Origin of the sequence: Streptomyces sp. NBC_00193 (assembly GCF_026342735.1) — a bacterium.
Classification (GTDB): Bacteria; Actinomycetota; Actinomycetes; order Streptomycetales; family Streptomycetaceae; genus Streptomyces; species Streptomyces stoeckheimensis.
Window position 1 is genome coordinate 99,862 of sequence record NZ_JAPEMM010000001.1, and the last position, 16,620, is coordinate 116,481.

17 protein-coding genes are annotated in these 16,620 nt (G+C 69.2%); 12 read left to right on the forward strand and 5 right to left on the reverse strand.

The genetic code is table 11. The annotated features are described in order from the left end of the window. The first annotated feature begins 167 nt into the window (after positions 1–167). From OG898_RS00465 to OG898_RS00485, 5 genes are all read left to right on the forward strand, one after another. Positions 168–1,088, forward strand: coding sequence for a hypothetical protein (locus OG898_RS00465; protein ID WP_266954218.1), 921 nt, complete (start codon positions 168–170; stop codon positions 1,086–1,088). Then, positions 1,085–1,783: an ATP-binding protein gene (locus OG898_RS00470; RefSeq protein WP_266954220.1), complete on the forward strand. Its 699-nt coding sequence runs from the start codon at positions 1,085–1,087 to the stop codon at positions 1,781–1,783. Before OG898_RS00465 ends, OG898_RS00470 begins: the two co-directional genes overlap by 4 nt. Positions 1,784–2,681: 898 nt before the next feature. Beyond that, positions 2,682–3,017 carry a plasmid mobilization relaxosome protein MobC gene (gene mobC, locus OG898_RS00475; RefSeq protein ID WP_266954222.1) on the forward strand — a complete coding sequence of 112 codons (336 nt, stop codon included), beginning with the start codon at positions 2,682–2,684 and terminating at the stop codon, positions 3,015–3,017. Then, complete coding sequence (locus tag OG898_RS00480) at positions 3,014–4,714, forward strand: relaxase/mobilization nuclease domain-containing protein (protein WP_266954224.1); 1,701 nt, start codon at positions 3,014–3,016, stop codon at positions 4,712–4,714. The genes mobC and OG898_RS00480 overlap by 4 nt, the downstream gene beginning before the upstream one ends. Before the next feature lie 112 nt (positions 4,715–4,826). After that, the gene (locus OG898_RS00485) at positions 4,827–5,210 is read left to right on the forward strand and encodes a hypothetical protein (protein WP_266954226.1); all 384 of its coding nucleotides are present in this window, start codon (positions 4,827–4,829) and stop codon (positions 5,208–5,210) included. A gap of 110 nt (positions 5,211–5,320) precedes the next feature. Here the strand turns inward: OG898_RS00485 and OG898_RS00490 are convergent, their stop codons facing one another. Next, on the reverse strand, positions 5,321–5,875 hold the full coding sequence (locus OG898_RS00490; RefSeq protein WP_266954228.1) for a flavoprotein: 555 nt from the start codon (positions 5,873–5,875) through the stop codon (positions 5,321–5,323). Next, positions 5,872–7,149: a helix-turn-helix domain-containing protein gene (locus tag OG898_RS00495; protein WP_266960013.1), complete on the reverse strand. Its 1,278-nt coding sequence runs from the start codon at positions 7,147–7,149 to the stop codon at positions 5,872–5,874. The genes OG898_RS00490 and OG898_RS00495 overlap by 4 nt, the downstream gene beginning before the upstream one ends. A gap of 176 nt (positions 7,150–7,325) precedes the next feature. On the opposite strand from OG898_RS00495, the gene OG898_RS00500 reads away from it, so the two are divergent. The 7 genes from OG898_RS00500 (at position 7,326) to OG898_RS00530 (ending at position 13,584) form a co-directional block, all read left to right on the forward strand. Beyond that, on the forward strand, positions 7,326–7,766 hold the full coding sequence (locus tag OG898_RS00500; RefSeq protein WP_266954230.1) for an ATP-binding protein: 441 nt from the start codon (positions 7,326–7,328) through the stop codon (positions 7,764–7,766). Between the two features lie 2 nt (positions 7,767–7,768). Then, positions 7,769–9,088, forward strand: coding sequence for a UDP-N-acetylglucosamine 1-carboxyvinyltransferase (locus tag OG898_RS00505; RefSeq protein ID WP_266954232.1), 1,320 nt, complete (start codon positions 7,769–7,771; stop codon positions 9,086–9,088). Continuing rightward, a complete protein-coding gene (locus OG898_RS00510; protein WP_266954234.1) occupies positions 9,085–10,305 on the forward strand; it encodes a bifunctional metallophosphatase/5'-nucleotidase in 1,221 nt (406 codons plus the stop codon). The genes OG898_RS00505 and OG898_RS00510 overlap by 4 nt, the downstream gene beginning before the upstream one ends. Continuing rightward, positions 10,302–10,838 carry a dCTP deaminase gene (gene dcd / locus OG898_RS00515; protein ID WP_266954236.1) on the forward strand — a complete coding sequence of 179 codons (537 nt, stop codon included), beginning with the start codon at positions 10,302–10,304 and terminating at the stop codon, positions 10,836–10,838. The genes OG898_RS00510 and dcd overlap by 4 nt, the downstream gene beginning before the upstream one ends. Next, on the forward strand, positions 10,835–11,371 hold the full coding sequence (locus OG898_RS00520) for a deoxycytidine triphosphate deaminase (RefSeq protein ID WP_266954238.1): 537 nt from the start codon (positions 10,835–10,837) through the stop codon (positions 11,369–11,371). Before dcd ends, OG898_RS00520 begins: the two co-directional genes overlap by 4 nt. Further along, on the forward strand, positions 11,368–12,465 hold the full coding sequence (locus OG898_RS00525; protein WP_266954240.1) for a glycosyltransferase family 4 protein: 1,098 nt from the start codon (positions 11,368–11,370) through the stop codon (positions 12,463–12,465). The genes OG898_RS00520 and OG898_RS00525 overlap by 4 nt, the downstream gene beginning before the upstream one ends. 87 nt (positions 12,466–12,552) lie before the next feature. After that, the gene (locus OG898_RS00530) at positions 12,553–13,584 is read left to right on the forward strand and encodes a serine hydrolase (RefSeq protein WP_266954242.1); all 1,032 of its coding nucleotides are present in this window, start codon (positions 12,553–12,555) and stop codon (positions 13,582–13,584) included. Positions 13,585–13,833: 249 nt separating this feature from the next. Here OG898_RS00530 and OG898_RS00535 read toward each other — a convergent pair whose 3' ends face one another. From OG898_RS00535 to OG898_RS00545, 3 genes are all read right to left on the reverse strand, one after another. Then, a complete protein-coding gene (locus OG898_RS00535) occupies positions 13,834–14,376 on the reverse strand; it encodes a DUF4262 domain-containing protein (RefSeq protein ID WP_254381188.1) in 543 nt (180 codons plus the stop codon). 572 nt (positions 14,377–14,948) lie between these two features. Then, the gene (locus OG898_RS00540; protein ID WP_266954246.1) at positions 14,949–16,010 is read right to left on the reverse strand and encodes a protein kinase; all 1,062 of its coding nucleotides are present in this window, start codon (positions 16,008–16,010) and stop codon (positions 14,949–14,951) included. A 31-nt stretch (positions 16,011–16,041) separates the two neighbouring features. After that, positions 16,042–16,413, reverse strand: coding sequence for a hypothetical protein (locus tag OG898_RS00545; protein ID WP_254386263.1), 372 nt, complete (start codon positions 16,411–16,413; stop codon positions 16,042–16,044). Between the last annotated feature and the right edge of the window lie 207 nt (positions 16,414–16,620).

Consider the following 16,620-nt stretch of genomic DNA (forward strand, 5'->3'; position numbering starts at 1 on the left):
GGCGTTGCAGCGCCGAGAGCCGATGGGAGTCCCTTGTCCAAACCGCCCACTCCTGAACGGATCTGAGGAACGTCTATGCCCAACAGTACGGCCGAAGCAGCCGTCCGCACACCCGCGCCCACCCCGGCGTCGCCGTCCCAGCAGCAGACGAAGGCGGGGCGATAGGCATGGCACGCATCCGCACCATCAAGCCGGAAGCCTTCAGCTCCGAATCGCTGGCCGCCGTCAGCATCACCGCGGAGCGGACGTTCTTCGGTCTGCTCACCCAGGCCGACGACCACGGCCGGTTCCGTGACCAGTCCGCCGTCATCGCGGGCCTCTTGTGGTCCCTGCGCCCCGAACACGGCCCGATCGAGGTCGAGGACGACCTCACCCAGCTCGCCGGCAATGAACTCATCTGCCGGTACGAGGGCGAGGACGGCAAGCGGTACCTGCACATCGTGACCTTCTCCAAGCACCAGAAGGTCAACCGCCCCAGCGGTGTCCGGCACCCGAACTGCCCCTACCACGACGGTGGCCGGGTGCCCCTGACTTCACCGCTGGCGCAGGGAGGGCTCCGTGAGGCGTCCGTGCACCATCAGGCACCCGCCCCGGAGCTCTCACCCACATCTCACGCCGCTTCGATGATCCCCGTATCCGCAGGTCAGGACGGGTTCAGTGAGCCCTCCGTGCAGCATCAGCAGGAAGTGCGGGAGCCTGCGCCGAGCCCTCACGGTCCGGATCTAGGACCTAGGATCATGGATCTAGGATCTCCGTTGGGAGGCGCGAGCACCCCTGCCCCACCCCAGACCGCAACGGCCCAGCAACTGGTCGCCGAGTACGCCGCCGCGTGCGGGAAGCGCCCTCCGGAGAAAGTCCTGGGCCACGTCGGCCGGGAGATCAGCAAGTTGCTGCACGAAGGCATCGACCCGGACCACATCCGAGCCGGAGTCGACCGCATGCGCCTCAAGAGCCTCTACCCGAGCCTGCTGCCCAGCCTGGTCAACGAGGCCATGAACCCGCCCCAGGCCACTGCCGGCGCCCGCAGAGCCCCACAGCCGTACACCAACCCCGTTGACGCCGAAGCCGCTTACGGAGGCCAGCTGTGACCACCGCGACCCGCGAACCCCAGCGTGCTGGCACCCTGGCAACCCGTCTCCAGGCCATTCTCGCTGCCAAGGGCATCGACCCCGACACCGCACCCGCCGGGCCCACAGTGGAGCCGGTGACCGCCCTGGAACTCGCCGACCGCCGCATCCCGCCCCGCTACCGCGAGGCACTCGCCACCCAACCCGAAGTCCTGGGCTGGGTGGAGGCGGTCACCCGCGCCGGGCGGAACGGGCCGGCCGGTACCCGGGGCATCGCCTACGGCCCCTCGCTGCTGATCGCCGGAACCACCGGCATCGGCAAGACACATCAGGCCTACGGAGCCGTCCGCTCGCTGCTGGCCGCCGGAGTACGCCTGCGCTGGCAGGCGGTCACCTCCGCCGACCTCTACGCCCAGCTCCGGCCCCGGCCCAACCACGACCCCGAACGGGAGATCCAAGAGCTCGGCCGGTGCCCGCTGCTGATCCTGGACGACCTCGGCGCGGCCAAGCAGTCCGAGTGGACCGAGGAGCTGACGTACCGGCTGATCAACCGCCGCTACACCGAGATGCTCCCGACCCTGATCACCACCAACCTGCCGATCGCGGAACTCCGCAACGCAGTTGGGGACCGCGTCGCCTCCCGCCTGGCAGAGATGACCACCCGCGTCATCCTCACCGGCCCGGATCGCCGACGCACCCAGCCGTCGGGCTCCTGACCACCACGGTCCCCACCCGGGTCGGTCCCCGTCATCGTGGGGACCGAACCACTGACCCGAGCCGTTCGGGGACCGTCCCCACCCCAGTCCCGGTCCCGTCCCCATCACGGTCCCCATCACGGTCCCCGTCCCCAAACTGACCCCGGTCCCGCCTGACAGCGCCCTCCCCCAGGAGGGGACCGACAGCAGTCGATCGGGGACCGTCCCCTGATTGCGCTGCGCGCGCCGGCCACCACGGGGACCGGTCCCCAACTCTGTTTCCGCAGGTCACCTCCGCCTGACGTCCCCCTACTCAGTGGGGACCGTCCCCACGGTCCCCGCCCTCCGGGACCGCCCTGCGGCGGTTCGGGGACCGTCAGGTCACCACGTCGGGGACGGTCCCCACCCATGACTACGGGGACCGAGACGGGACCGGTCCCCCACGCCCCTGCCGCCGGGGACCGAGCGCCTCCCGAATCGGGGACCGTCCCCGCCCGGTCCCCGGACAGCACCGGCAGCATCTCGCGTCACGAGCGAGCGGTCCCCAACCGGTCGACCCCACCCAACAGCCTCTACCGCTTCAAGGACACGCATGCACAACCCGCCACACGACCGTCTCAGCCACGACGAGCACATGCCCTCGCTTCCAGCCTCGGGAGGAGCAAGTTGTACCCAGAGCATTGCTCCCGTCGGGAGCAATGCTCTGGGCTCCCCCGCCCCAGGGGTGGCGGGAGCGGACCGGCACCAGGAGGTGCCGGTCCTTCGGGACGCGGCCGAGACCGGACCGCACCACGAATCGAAGGGACAGCACACCTGCCACACCCCCCGCTGCACGCACACCGCCCCATCGACATCGCACGTGCGCCAGCGTGAACGCCTGCTCGCTGAGAAGAAGCGCATGCACCAGCCCAGTTGCCGCATGAACGACGATGAATTCCAGCTCCTCACCCACGCCGCGTCTGCCTGCCGCATGAGCACCGCCGGCTTCCTCGCCCACTCTGCTCTGAAGGCCGCCCGCGACCTCGAACACACCGAAGCCGAGATCGCCACCCACCGGGACATGGTCAGAGAGCTGTTCGCGCTGCGCCGGGCCCTCGGCCAGATCGGCAACAACCTGAACCAGGTCGCCACCGTCCTGAACTCCGGCGCCGATGCCCCGCACGCCAAGGCGGTCCTCGACGCTGTCCAGCGGACCGCCGAGCGCGTGGACGACTTCACCCAGCGCTACGTAGAGACGGAGACTCCCGCCGGATGATCCCCCGCGTCCACAAGATGGGCAGCCGCACCATCGGCCTGATCCGCTACCTCTACGGCCCCGGCACCCACGAGGAACACACCGACCCGCACCTCGTGGCGGCCTGGGACAGCCTCGTCCCCGACCCCGGACGCAACCCGAAAGCCACTTACGCGGACCTGCAAAGGCTCCTCGACCAGCCCGTCGAAGCCCTGCCCAAGTCACGGCGCCCCACTGAGCACGTGTGGCACCTGTCCGTACGCGCCGCGCCCGAGGACCCGATCCTCAGCGACGACCAGTGGGGCGACATCGCCCGCCGCATGGTCGCCGCCACTGGCATCGCCCCCGACGACGACACCGCCGCCTGCCGCTGGGCAGCCGTCCGCCACGCCGACGACCACATCCACATCATCGCCACCACCGTCCGCGAGGACGGCCGCCGGCCTCGCCGCCACAACGAAGCCAAGCGCTCCCAGGCCGAAGCCCGTCTCATCGAGGCCCAATACGGCCTGCGCCGCCTCGACACCGGTGACGGAACAGCAGCCCAGCGCCCCACCAGCGCCGAACGCCACAAAGCCGACCGCCACCAGCGGGAACGCACCCCGAGGGAGGAACTGCGCGAGAGCGTCCGACGCGCGGCGGCCGGTGCCCGGAGCGAGGAGGAGTTCTTCGGCCGCCTCACCCATGCCGGTGTCCTCGTAAAGCAGCGCGTGGCGCCGTCCGGGGACCTCCTCGGCTACACCGTGGCCCTGCCCGACGACCGAAACAAGCACGGCGAGCCCGTCTTCTACTCGGGATCCAAGCTCGCCTCCGACCTCTCCTTGCCCCGCATCCGCGAACGCTGGACTCCATCGGCAGAACCCTCCTCCGACGAAGTCATCTCACCGGAGCAGCCCGCTCTCCCGCCGGTGACCGGCCCGGCGTACGCCCGCCGCCGCGCGACCACGGCGACCTGGCAGGCGCTGCTGCTCATCGAGCACGGCGACGACGGCACGGCAGCAGCCGGGATCGCCGCTGTCGGCGAGGTCCTCGACGCGCTCGCCGACACCTCCGCCGCCCATACCCGACGAGAACTCCGTGATGCAGCCTTCGCGTTCGAGCGGGCATCCCGCTCCCACGTCCGCGCCGTACGCGGGCACGACCGCGCCCTGCGCCAGGCCGCGTACGACCTCGTCCACAGCGGACCTGCCCTCGATCGCGGGGAGGACGGCGCCACCACCGCCATGCTCATCGACACCGCGTTCTTCCTCGTCACCGCGGCGGCGAACTGGCATGCCAAGAAGAAGCACGCCCAGCAAGCCGAAGCCGCGCACCAAGCCGCCGGACACCTGCGCGCCGCCTACGAGATCGCGGCCGCCCAGCCAATGTCCGTACTCCACCAGCAAGGCCGCTCCCTGCCACTGCAACGACGACAGGCAGTCGTCCTACGCCAGGCGCTGCCCGAGATCGCCGAACAAGTTCTGGCCGAGCCGGGCTGGCCCGCCCTGGCGGCCACACTCGCCGATGCCCAGGCCGCAGGCCACAACCCAACCCACCTCCTCGCAGAAGCCACGCGGCATCGGGAGCTGGACAGCGCCACCTCCGTCAGTGACGTCCTCGTCTGGCGCCTCCGCCGTCTCGCACACCTGCCTGCCGATCCCGCAGCATCACTCCCCCGGCACGCGCCGACCACACAACCGGCTCTGAGGGCCGCGAACAACGCCTCCCGTCGGCGCTGACGGCATATCGCATCCATCCGTACATAGCCGACGATCCCCGGTCAGCCAAACCGGGGTTTCTCCGGAGCATTGAAAACGTCACCACCGACTCCATCCCGTAAGGAACCCCCGCATGCCCGAAACCGAACTGCGCATGGAAGTCATTGCCCTGCTATTGGACGCGGACTTCAAGCTCCGACCCGACACCAACACCTGGTCCCACAGTGACGGGCGCCCCTTCACCCAGGCCGAACAGGCGACCGCCTTCCAGGCCACGCGCTCCGAACTCGAAGCCGTGGCAGCACTGAGCGCCCGCTCCGCCGCGGCTGCCCTCGAGCAGGACAACGCCGTGAAGGCCCTCACAGAGCTCTTGTTCTCGTACTTCGCCCGGCACCCCGAAGCCCGCATGGTCATGGACGTACTCCCGCACATGACCGAGGAAGACCGCGCCGAGTACGAGCGACTGTGCGCCATAGCCGCTCCGGACGGCGGCATATACCTCCCCTACGAGGACTGACAGGCCCCAGCGCAGCACCCTGCGCCCGGTGGCGGGTACCTCCCAGCCACCGGACGGCGGCATTCCTCATGCGGAAATCCGCTACGCCCTACCCACTGGCAGTCGCAAGATCAGTGGCGGGCGTCGCCTGCCGCGAGGAACGGGGCCAAGAGGTCGACGGCTTCCTTCCAACGGAAGCGGTCGGCGCCGCCGCCGGACTTCGGGCGGTGAGGCTCGTAGCTGCCGACCAGAACACCCATCTCGCGCAGCTCGGCGAGGCTGCGCTGGTACGCGCGGTGCGCGGCGAGCGCGGTGTTCACGTAAGGCAGGACGACGGTGGGGATGCCCATGCCCGGGGCCTCGCAGAGGATGCCGAGGGCGAGGTTGTCCGCGAAGCCGGCCGCCCACTTGTTGACCGTGTTGAAGGTGGCCGGGGCGACTGCGATCGCATCGGCGGGTGGGAAGGACCGTGCGTCGCCGGGCCCGCGCCAGGCGGAGCGGGCGGGGTAACCGGTCCGGTCCTCGATCGCGGACACGTCGAGGAAGGGCAGCCCCTGCGGGGTGGCGACGACGCCGACGTCCCAGTTCCGCTCGTGCGCGGCGTCGATCAGCTTGCCGACGTCGCCCGCGATCCCCGCCGCGCAGACGACGACGTACAGGAAGGGCTTGGGCTGCGGCTCGGTCACGCGGGTACTCCCAGTCGGCGGCTGAAGTGGTGGAGCTCTGGCAGCGTACGCCGACGGTCGCGCGCCGCCATGTCGGCGACCAGGTCCCGGACGGCTGGTCGCCGTACGTCCTGGGCTGCGCAGGTCTCCGCGATCCGCAGGGCCTGGTAGCCATCAGCGAGGCGGCCCTGCTGCGCGTAGGCCCGGGCGGCTTCCACCCACAGGGCGGCCCGGCGCTCGGGAACCGGGATGTGGCGGCGCATGAGCGGACGGGCGATGTCGATGGCGACGCCCGCGTCGCCGAAGGACACGGCCGCGCTGACCTCGTGGAGGGCCACGTTGGTGGGGCTGAAGTTGGCCCAGGCGTCGGGGTGGTCCAGGGCGACGTACTTCGCCACCTCCTTGGCCTCTGCCAGGAACTCTGCGGTGGCAGCGCGGTCCCCGGCTCTGCTGGCAGCCGTGGCTCCGCGCAGTAGCAGCAACCCGAGCACGGAGAGGTGGTGGTGGGGCTGCTGGTCGTACGCACCAGCGAGTTGTGAAGCTGTGTGCTTGATCAGCGTGACGGCCTGGCCGGCGTGCTGTTCGCGGACCAGGACGTGCGCGTGGAGGCGGACGCTGGCGGCGAGGACGAGTGGATCACCTGAGCGTTCGGCCTCGGCCATCGCTCGCCCGACGGCGAGCCACGCCGTGCCGGGGTCTCCCTGCTTGAGCAGGAGGCTGGCCGAGGTCTGGTAGGCCGTCGCTAGGAAGCGGGGAAGCTCCTCGGCCTGCGGAGAGTTTGCGATGCAGTGGCGGAGATCGGTGATCAGGCCGGGAAGGGTCCGCTCCAGCTCCGCGTAGTCGCACGTGCTCCAGAGGCGCCGGATGGCCGTTGCCCGGTTTCGTAGTTCCCCGGACTCCGGCGCTTCCGTCGTCGGAGTCGTCGGCATCCCGGGCAGGAGTGCCTGGACGAGCGCGGGGTGCGCAGCCGTCGGCGCGACCGAGGCTGTGAGTGCGGTGATGCTGGCGGCAAGGAGGGTACGGCGGCGCAGCATTTCCTCTGTCTCCGGGTCGTGGGGATCGGCTTCCGGGGCGGCCTCCGCCAGACCGAGGCGGGCCGGAGGAATGCGCAGGATGCGGGCGACGTCGCGCAGAACTCGGATGTCGTCCGTTCCTCGTCCGCCCTCCAGGCGGCTGATCTTCGACTGGTGGTATCCCAGCTCGCGGGCCACGTCCGCTTGTGATCGGCCCTGTAAGACCCGAGCCCGGCGGATCAGTTCACCGATCCGGTGCACCTCGCCCTGCGTGTCGACCATCTTCGCCACGGCCCCTTCTGCCGAGACCGATCCTGCCTGCTCAACCGAGCCTAGCTGCAACGAACTTGCCCGCCATGCACAACGTGCATGAACGATGCAGGGGCTGCGCGGCCCGTCGCGCAGCCGCCTCCTGACCCGCTTGCCTGGTAGAACCGCACCCCTCCAGGAGGCTGCTCATGGAAGTGCACGAGGTCACGCTGACCGTCACGAGTACGCCCGAGGGCGCCGCTCGTGCCCGGCACCAGGTGATGAACGAGATCAGAGGCTGGCACTCGGTCATCGGCACCGACGGCATGTGCGTAGCAGAGGTCGTGGCCGGCGAACTGCTGGCGAACGTCGTTCAGCACGCGGGAAACGGAGCCGCTTCCGTGACCGCCCGCCTGCGCGGAAGCCGACTGCGCTTCGAGGTCCGCGACCGAAGCTCCGCCCTCCCCCACGCACGCCTACCCCCTACGGACGCCGAGGACGGCCGCGGGCTGCTGATCATCGACGCCCTCGCCGACCGGCACGGCGTCGACCACAGCACCGGCGGCAAATCCTGCTGGGCCGAGCTCGATCTGTCCGTACCCACCTCGGTCTTGCCATCCATCACGCAGCCTCCCCTGCAAAGGAGTTGAACATGGCACCCACTCAGGCCCTTGCGCCGAGCGCGGAGGTCATCGCCGTACGTCCGGGGAGGCCCCTCTCCGGGTCGGTCACCGTCGACGGCTCCAAGAACGCCGCCCTGCCGCTGCTGGCCGCCGCAGCAGCCGTGCGCCGGACCATCCAGCTGGAGAACGTCCCCGCCAGCGCCGACGTCCACTGGATGCTCACCTTGATCCAAGGGGCGGGCTGGCACGTCGCCCGAGCCGTGGGACGACCCGACAGCGTGGTGATCATGCCCCCTGACGCCGTACCCACGGACCTCGACCTGGCTCCGGCCGCACGGATCCGCGCGTCGTACTACCTGGTGCCCGCACTCCTTGCCCTACAGGGGAACGCCCGTCTGCCCTGGCCCGGGGGATGCCGGATCGGGGAGCGCGGCATGGACCTGCACTTCAAGGTGTACGAGGCGTTCGGCGACCGTGTCGCCGTCCAGGACGAGGGCTATGACGTCGAGGCCGGTCGACCCGCCACCGGAACGGTCTCCCACACGTTGCCGTTCCGGTCGCGCGGTGCGACGGTCGTCGCCGTCCTGCGTGCGGTCGTCGCGGGCCGTGCGCTGCGCCTCGGTCAGCCGAACCTGTCGCCGGAAGTCCTCACCGTGCTGGACGCCCTGCGCTCGGCAGGATGGGAGGCCCGAGCCGGCGAACAGGTCCTGGACCTGAGCCCGGCAGCGGCATCACCGACCGAGATGCCGGCTTGGCGCGTACCAGGCGACAAGATCGAGGCAGGCACCCTGGCCTGCGCCGTCGCCGCCACCGGTGGGACCGCGCGCATCGAGGGCGTCCAAGGTCGGGATGTGGTGCCGTTGCAGGCAGCGCTGCAACGGCTGGGCATCCCCACCGCGGTACGGGAGGACGTCCTCCTGGTCGACGGGAGCGCCGCCCGGCCCACGGGCCGTCCCCTTCGCGCCATCGCCACGCTCGCCACCGGCGGCCTGGACGCCGACTTCGAGCCTCCCCTGATGGCACTGGCCCTCGGCCAGCCCGGCACACACCTGTTCGCCGACTCCATCAACCCCGGCCGCCACGGGAACCTGCTGCCCCAGCTGGCCCGACTCGGCGCGAAGATCGAGGAGATCTCCCCCACCGAATGCCGACTGACCGGCCCGCAACGCCTCACCGGAGCCGGGGTCGAGGCCACCGACATCCGCACCGGCTCCGCGCTCATGGTCGCCGCGCTGACCGCCCGCGGAATCACCACCCTCGGCGGAGTCGACCAGCTCCGGCGCGGCCACGCCGACCTGCCCGGCAAGCTCCTCCACCTCGGCGCCGACATCTGCGAGGTAGCGCCATGACCACGGCCCGTTCCCTACGACAGATCATGGCCACCACTGACGTCCACTCCACGCTCGGCGCCGACGGCCCGCTGCTCGGGCACCTCCACCAGGCACGCGCAGGCAGCCTGCTGGTGGACTGCGGCGACTTCTTCGAGGGCACCGGGTACTACCGCCTCGGCCGGGGCGCGCTCGAACGGGACATCCTGCTCGCCCTGTACGACGTCGTCGCTCCCGGGAACCACGGCTGGCTGCACTACTTCGAGCCGGGCCTCCACCAGCGGACCGTATGCGCCAACGTCGTCGAGGACTCCACCGGCAACGCGCTCTTCCGACGTCTGCGCATCGTGGACATCCAAGGCCGACGGACAGCCCTCACGGCCGTGATCGGCCCGCAGGCATTCAACTCGATCCCGGCCGGGCAGCGTTCCGGCCGCCGCGTCACCGATCCCGTCCACACCCTGCGCGAGCTGATGCTCGCGCACCACCACGAGGTCGACTCCTGGGTCCTCCTCAGCCACTCCGGCTTCGAGCAGGACCTCCAGCTCGCCGAGGCGTGCCCCTTCCTCGACGTGGTCTTCGCCGGCCACTGCCACAGCGAACACACCGGACCCGAACGGGTCGGCAGCACCATCGTGCTCAAGGGCGCGGAACTCGCCGTCGGCTACGCAGTCGCCGAGCCCTCCCCCGAAGGCTGGGTCGGACGGACCGCCCGTTTCCCCGACACCTCGGGATCCGTCCTACCGACCGATCTGGCCTCCGTCCGTCAACAGATCGCCTCCATCGACGCACAGCTGGCCGAGCCGCATGGACGTCTCGTCGCGCCCCATCGGAACAAGCCACTCGACCGCCGCGCTCTGCTCCGCGAACTGGCCGACCGGCTGCGCAGCGGACTGGGCAGCGAGGCGGTCGTCCTCAACGAGACCGCGGTGCGCACGACGCTGCTGGGCGAAGTCCTCACCGCGGGAGACCTGCTGGCCATCGAGCCGTTCGACAACAACCTGGTCGAGGCCCAGGTCGCGCCGGCCTTCCGGCATGACCCCGCTGCCCTGCTCACTCACCTCACCGAGCAGGCCGGACCCCTGATTGCCTCCCCCGATCCGCTCCCCACCGGTCTGACGAGCGTCCTGACCACCGACTACCTCGCCGACACCTGTCTGGACAGCCGATCCCACCCCATCGGCCTCAACCTCGGCTCGGCAATCAGGAGCATCCTGACCAACGGAGACGACCAGTGATCCTCACCGGACCCGAGATCACCTCCGCCTCGAAGGACGGACGGCTGCGCATCTCCCCCTTCACGCCGACCCAGGTCAACCCGAACAGCTACAACGTCCGCCTGGGCGGGACCCTGCTCACCTACACCGACCAGGTACTCGACGCCCACCGGCCGAACCCCACCCGCCGCACGGAGATCGGCGACGACGGCCACGTCCTGCAGCCCGGCGAGCTGTATCTCGGCCACACCCTGGAGGAGGTGGGATCCGACCTCTTCGTCCCCCTGCTCTTCGGTCGCTCCTCCGTCGGCCGACTGGGGCTCTTCGTCGAGATCACCGCACCCATCGGTGACATCGGCTTCCACGGCCAGTGGACACTGATGCTCACCCCGACCCGCCCCGTGCGCGTCTACGCCGGGATGAAGATCGGGCAGATCATGTTCTTCGTCTCCGAGGGCGCCATCGACCTGTACGAGGGCAAGTACCAGGCGGCCTCAGGGCCCCAGCCTTCCGCGTACTGGCGTGACCTCGACGCCACGGCGGTGACCTCGTGATCCTCACCGGACCGGCCATCGCCGCCGCCCGCGAGGCGGGCCGCATCACCATCGACCCGTACGACCCGGATCGTCTGTCCCCCAACGCGTACGACTGGCGCCTGGGCAGCACGTTCCGCGTCTGCGAGGGCGACCTCGACGCCGCCACTCCCACCGCCTTCTCCGAACTCACCCTCCCCGACGACGGCTACGTCCTGGAGCCCGGCCACCTCTACCTCGGCCACACCCTGGAACGGACCGGCTCCGAGACGTACGCCCAGCTCCTCAACGGCGACCGGACCACCGGCTCCCTCGGCATCTGGGTCCACGTCTCCGCGCCGCTCGGGCACCAGGGCCACGCGATCCGCTGGACCTTGGAGATCCGCGCCACCCGGCCCGTACGCGTCCGGCCCAGCATGACCTTCGGCAAGGTCGTCTTCCTCCGCACCCACGGCTCCCCCGTCAGCTACCAGCAGCACGGCCTCAAGTACCGCACCAGCGAGGGCATCGAGACATCACGCCTCTACGAGGAGAACCCTGGAGGCCGCCGGTGAACCGCGTTGTCGCCACCGCCCTCGACCTGCCGTTCCCCAGCCCCGGCGGGAGCGTCGAACTCTTCCTCGACCTCTACGCCGGCACCCAGCCCGCAATCCCCGCCCGCGCCTTCATGCTCGCCCCCGACGGCCCCCGACCTCGCACCCCGGCCGGCATCGACCTGCTGCACGCCGCCGGCAAATGCCTCGACGGCCACGCCTTCAGCCGGTACGTCACCAACCTGCGCCACGCCATGACGGCCGCCATCGACCCGCGCCAGATCAGCGTGCTGCACCTGCACCACCTGGCCTTCGGCGCCACCCCCGCCCTCCTGCGGGCCCTACCCGCCCACCCCCGGATCGCCTTCGTCCACGGCACCGACCTCCTGCACGCCGAGAACCACACCACGCAGCTACGCGTTCTCCGCGAGACCGCGTCCGCTGCCGACGCGATCGTCGTCCCCACCGGCGCCATGGCCGACCGCCTGCTCAAGCTCGCCCCCAAGACGGACAGGCGCAAGATCGAGAAAATCCCCTGGGGCATCCCCGACCGCCTCCTCACCGACCCACCGCCCCGGCCCGCCCGACGTCCCGCGAGCCACCTGCGGATCCTCTTCGCAGGCCGCCTCAGCTCCGAGAAGGGCCTCGAACCCCTCCTCCAAGCCGTCGCGGCCACTCGCTCGGTCGAGCTGAGCATCGCCGCCCCGCGCGCCCAGTTCCTCGACCTCGCCCCGGTCGTCCGCAAGCTCGGCGTCCACGTCCGCTACCTCGGCTGGTTCCGCCGCGCCCAACTGTGGAGGGCCTTCGCCGACCACGACGTACTCGCCGTGCCCTCCACCACCCTGGAGGCCATGGGCCTCGTCGCCCTCGAAGCCCAGGCCTGCGGACTCCCCGTCCTCTACCAACCCGTCCCCGGACTCAGCGAAGCCCTCTCCGGTACCGGCCTGGCCACCGACTTCACCAACCCCACCACCGCCGCCCACGACCTCCACCGCCTGCGCACCACCCCAGGCCTCTTGGTGATGCTCCGCGCATCCGGCCGCACCAATGCCGCCCGTTTCCCCCTCAGCACCACCGCCACCGCCATCGCCGACCTCGGCCGGCGGCTCGCCTGACACCACCCGTGGCGCAGCCAGCACCACCCCTGCCGCGTCACTAACCTGGCCAGCGGACCACCCGCGGCCCACGACGATCGGGAGACCATGACCCACACCACCGACCGGATCGAAGACCTCCTCCAGACCGGCGTACGCGACGAGGTCTACCCCGGCGCGGTGTGGGCGGTCGGGAACGCCGACGGCATCCAGGCCAGCGGAGCCGTCGGCCTCCTCGACCCCGACCACCCGGACGAGCCGATGCGGCTGGACACCGTCTTCGACGTGGCCAGCCTCACCAAGATCCTCGCCGTCTGGTCCACGATCGGCACCCTGGTCGAAGAGGGCAAGCTCCAGATCCACACCCCGCTGGGCACCTTCTGGAACGAAGTCGCAGGCCGCCCCCTAGCCCGTACCACGGCCCACCACCTGCTCACCCACACCGCCGGCCTGCCGCTGCGCGCCAACCTGAAGAACCTCTACGGCACCGACCCCCAGGACATCCGCGACGGCGTCCTACACGAGGCCCTCCACCGCCCGCCAGGCGAAGCCGTCGAGTACACCGACCGAGCCGCCCTCGTCCTCGGCTACCTCGCCGAGCACCTCTCGGGCCAGCCCCTGGACCAGCTCGCCACCGACCGCATCTGGCACCCCCTGGGCATGACCCACACCCGCTTCGGCCCCCTCCCCGCCGCCGAGGCGGTCCGCTGCGCCCCCACCGAGTACGACGAGAGCGCCGGCACCCACCTCAAGGGCACCGCCCACGACTTCTCCGCCCGCCTCCTCGACGGCGTCTGCGGCATCGCCGGCACGTTCTCGGTCCTCGACGACCTCGCCCTGTTCCTCCGCCACATGCTCGCCCCCACCCAGGCCGCCTTCGGTCCGACCTGGATCAAGGACTCCCTCCGCATCCACACCGGCGCCCTCACCCCCGCCCGCGGCCTCTTCTGGCACCCCGGACCCGGCACCGAACCCAGACAGGACATCTGGGTCCACTACGGCTTCACTGGCACCGGCATGTGGATCAGCCCGCAGCAGGACCGATGGGCCGTCCTCCTCACCAACAAGCTCCGTTTCAACCGCGACCGCGAGCCCTTGACTGGTATCCGCAACGCCTACCGTGCCTTCGCCTTCTCATAGACGACGTGCACGATCACTTGGGCCACTCGGCCCTAAGTGGGCGGCGGGCAGCTCACTTGCGGAACGTCGCCGACCCTGAGGTCCTTATGCGGTGTGTTCTTGCCCACGCTGCCCCTTGTCGTTGTTCGCTCCGAGAGCTGCCCGGTACCGACCGTCTCAGGCGCAGCGAGCAGAGGCGCTCTGTGGCTGAGCTGGCCGCTGGGCTTGATGCAGCCCGGGCAACACCCCGGCTAAGCCGGTCCGCCGACCTCAAGCGACGTGAGCCCAGGGGCCGGTGGTCTCGTCTTTCGGAATCCAGAGCAGAGGCTGACTCTTCCGGCAGTGATCATGTGTCCCCTCTTCCCAGGGGAACAGTCCGTCCTTGTCCGGCCAGAACAACTGCGTGATCGGCAGTGGCGGGGTCTGATAAAAGTCGATGCCTGCGCCGAAGAAGTCGTGGTACCAGCTGGGATGCACAGGTCGAACGATCACGTCATAGCCGTTGAGAACGTCTCCCCGCCGCTGGTCGGGCTCAAGTAGATTGCCCTCTCTGATCGCGATCCCAGCGGCGTTTGCTACCTGCATCGCGGTCTGTGAGGGCAGGCCGAACACGCTTACCTCGGGGCTGCGGAGTGTGTGCCAGAGGCCGATGGAGTAGCCCCAGTCGCCTGGGGCGTCACCGCCGGCAACGCCCATAACGTGCCAGCCGTAGTCCGTAACGCTCTTCGTGATGCGGCGGTCGCGGTCCGCCGACACGGGCCCGCCCCATTCGGTCGGGGCGCAGAGAAGGCAGAAGCAAGGGGAGTCGTCCATCCGAGGAGACTAAGCCTGCGCGCACGGGGCCTCGTGCGAGCTCCCGGGTCCCTTCGCCGAGGACGTCGGGGGGCGTCCACGAGGATGATCCGGAATAGCACGCACAGGTGCCGGGCTGTCCGCGAGCAGTGGGCGTTCTTGCTTCCCAACTTAGTCTCCGGCACCCTGGCGACGAGTGGGCTTGTGGACTGCTGCTGACGGGCGGGAGGTGGCATGGAGGCGATGAACACTCACGGTGCCTTGCTCGCCCTGTGCATTGCACGTCTACCTGATCGGTGCCTCCCTCGGCACGCGTGGGCGGCCGAAGTACTCGTGGAGCAATTGTGGGAGTGTTCCGTTGGTGCTGGCCATGAGGAATGGCGAGCGCTTCTGGCCCCCCTGGTCCCTGACGGCAGAATCGACGTCCGGCGCATCCGCAGCGAGGTCTGGGAGCTCGCCCGGAACGGAGCCCTCGAACCGGATGGGACCGGTCGGGAAGCGCGGTTCACGGTGACGCCTGAGGCGGCAAGGGACTCCCTGGCTCTGACCCCGTTGGCCTCCGCCGACCAAGACGTAGTAGCCAAAGCAGTTGATCAGTTGACGGCGCGCTTGTTCGCCGTCTCGAAGTAGGCACGCGCCTGAGGGTGATCAACAGTCGGTACCACGGCAGCCTCGCCAACACGTCGCCAGGAGGCGGACTTGCGCCGAAACATGGCCAATTCGACCCCGCCCGCCTTTGCCGGAATTGCCGTGACTCTCCAGTGCTCATCCCGACGAAGATGTGGAGCTTGCCACACGTTGGCGTCAGCCTCGCTCCAATCGGCGATCTTGATGGCCGCGAGAGCGCTACTCATGTCGCGTGCGTTAGCGAAACGCTGGGTGGGGTCTGGGTGGGCGGCTTTGGAGATCAGCTGTCGCAGGCGGCGGCAGACCCAGACCGGAAGCCGACGATCGCGCTCACGCAGAGGCGGGAGTCCCTGCTGGAGTGCGTCGACGACCTCGGTCCTCGTGTAGGAGGCGTAGTCGAACTTTCCAGCAAGGAGTTCGAGCAGGACGAGCCCAAGGGAATACAGATCCGCCGCGCGGGTGATGCGAGGGCCAACCATAATTTCCGGAGGCGAGTACATGTGCGCCACCTGGACAGCGGAAGTAGCCCCGGATGCGTCCATGGCACCAGCGACACCAAGATCACCGATCTTGACGAGATCGGCGTCGCCGGTGAGGAACAGGTTGGGGCTCTTGATGTCGCGATGCAGGATGCCGTGACGCTCGTGCATCTCTGTCAGCCCCTGAAGTGCTGCCTGGACGATACGCAGCGCCTTCGTGGGTGCGAAAGTCTCCCCGCGCTCCAGAGCGTCAGTGATGCTTCCCCTCTCGAAGAACGGCATGAGGATCTCAACCACATGCATGGGCTGGGGGTAGCCGAGAACGCTGGCCACTGCACGCACGTCCACGATGTTGGGGTGTTTGATCATTTCCATGAGGCCGGGTTCGATTAGACCACCAACATCCTGAAATTCCGATATATCTACACGTTTACCAACAAGCCAATTATTTAGGGTCGAATCCCACCATACGTGTACTTCATGGACTCCAGTTGGCATGCTGTAGAGACACTCATAGTCCAGGACAAGCCGTCTTCCGCGCTCGCTCACAGTCGCATTCTCCGTCGGTCGAAATCCAGGGTCACCAGTTGTCGCCAGGGGTGGAGTCGACCAAGCCGGCGAGTGCAGCGGCAAAAGCGTCCCCGCGGCCCGGGTTCCAGTACTTGGGTCGTGTGGCGGCACCGATCCGTTCCAGAGGGACGCTGTCAAGCGAGGCGGCCGTGACACCCACCAGCTTGCCGATCTTTTCGGTCGTCCATTCCTCACAGCGGATGCCGTCCTCGTGGCAAGCCAGTTGAGCGAGGGTAACCATGGCGGCGCGGTCAGCGGCCTGCCGGTAGGCCCAGTTGTTGTACTTGCGGGTGGCGACGAGCACGACGAGGTCCGGAGCAAGGACGTGGATGTCCTGGTAGATGCGCCGGTAGGTGTCTCCCGTGCGTTCGTAGCCGTTCAATCCGTCCGCCGGCCCGAGACGCTCTGGCGCTCCAGGCACCAGGCCGACTCCAGGGACCTGTTGGAGAGCGCCGTAGTGGAGTGCGCCGGAGTTTACGGCTATGCCGAGGACTTTCACGTACCACTACTTTCGGGCGGGACGACGTGGTCACGGGGAAGGTGCAATCGTGCCCGGGAATTGCTAGCGGTTCAACTACGTACGAGGTGA

Bases quoted from the DNA above. Each gene is read 5' to 3' on its own strand.
- OG898_RS00465 (WP_266954218.1), top strand. From the start codon at position 168: ATGGCACGCATCCGCACCATCAAGCCGGAAGCCTTCAGCTCCGAATCG.
- OG898_RS00485 (WP_266954226.1), top strand. From the start codon at position 4,827: ATGCCCGAAACCGAACTGCGCATGGAAGTCATTGCCCTGCTATTGGAC.
- OG898_RS00535 (WP_254381188.1), bottom strand. From the start codon at position 14,376: ATGGACGACTCCCCTTGCTTCTGCCTTCTCTGCGCCCCGACCGAATGG.
- OG898_RS00480 (WP_266954224.1), top strand. From the start codon at position 3,014: ATGATCCCCCGCGTCCACAAGATGGGCAGCCGCACCATCGGCCTGATC.
- OG898_RS00510 (WP_266954234.1), top strand. From the start codon at position 9,085: ATGACCACGGCCCGTTCCCTACGACAGATCATGGCCACCACTGACGTC.
- OG898_RS00500 (WP_266954230.1), top strand. From the start codon at position 7,326: ATGGAAGTGCACGAGGTCACGCTGACCGTCACGAGTACGCCCGAGGGC.
- OG898_RS00530 (WP_266954242.1), top strand. From the start codon at position 12,553: ATGACCCACACCACCGACCGGATCGAAGACCTCCTCCAGACCGGCGTA.
- mobC (WP_266954222.1), top strand. From the start codon at position 2,682: ATGAACGACGATGAATTCCAGCTCCTCACCCACGCCGCGTCTGCCTGC.
- OG898_RS00505 (WP_266954232.1), top strand. From the start codon at position 7,769: ATGGCACCCACTCAGGCCCTTGCGCCGAGCGCGGAGGTCATCGCCGTA.
- OG898_RS00495 (WP_266960013.1), bottom strand. From the start codon at position 7,149: ATGGTCGACACGCAGGGCGAGGTGCACCGGATCGGTGAACTGATCCGC.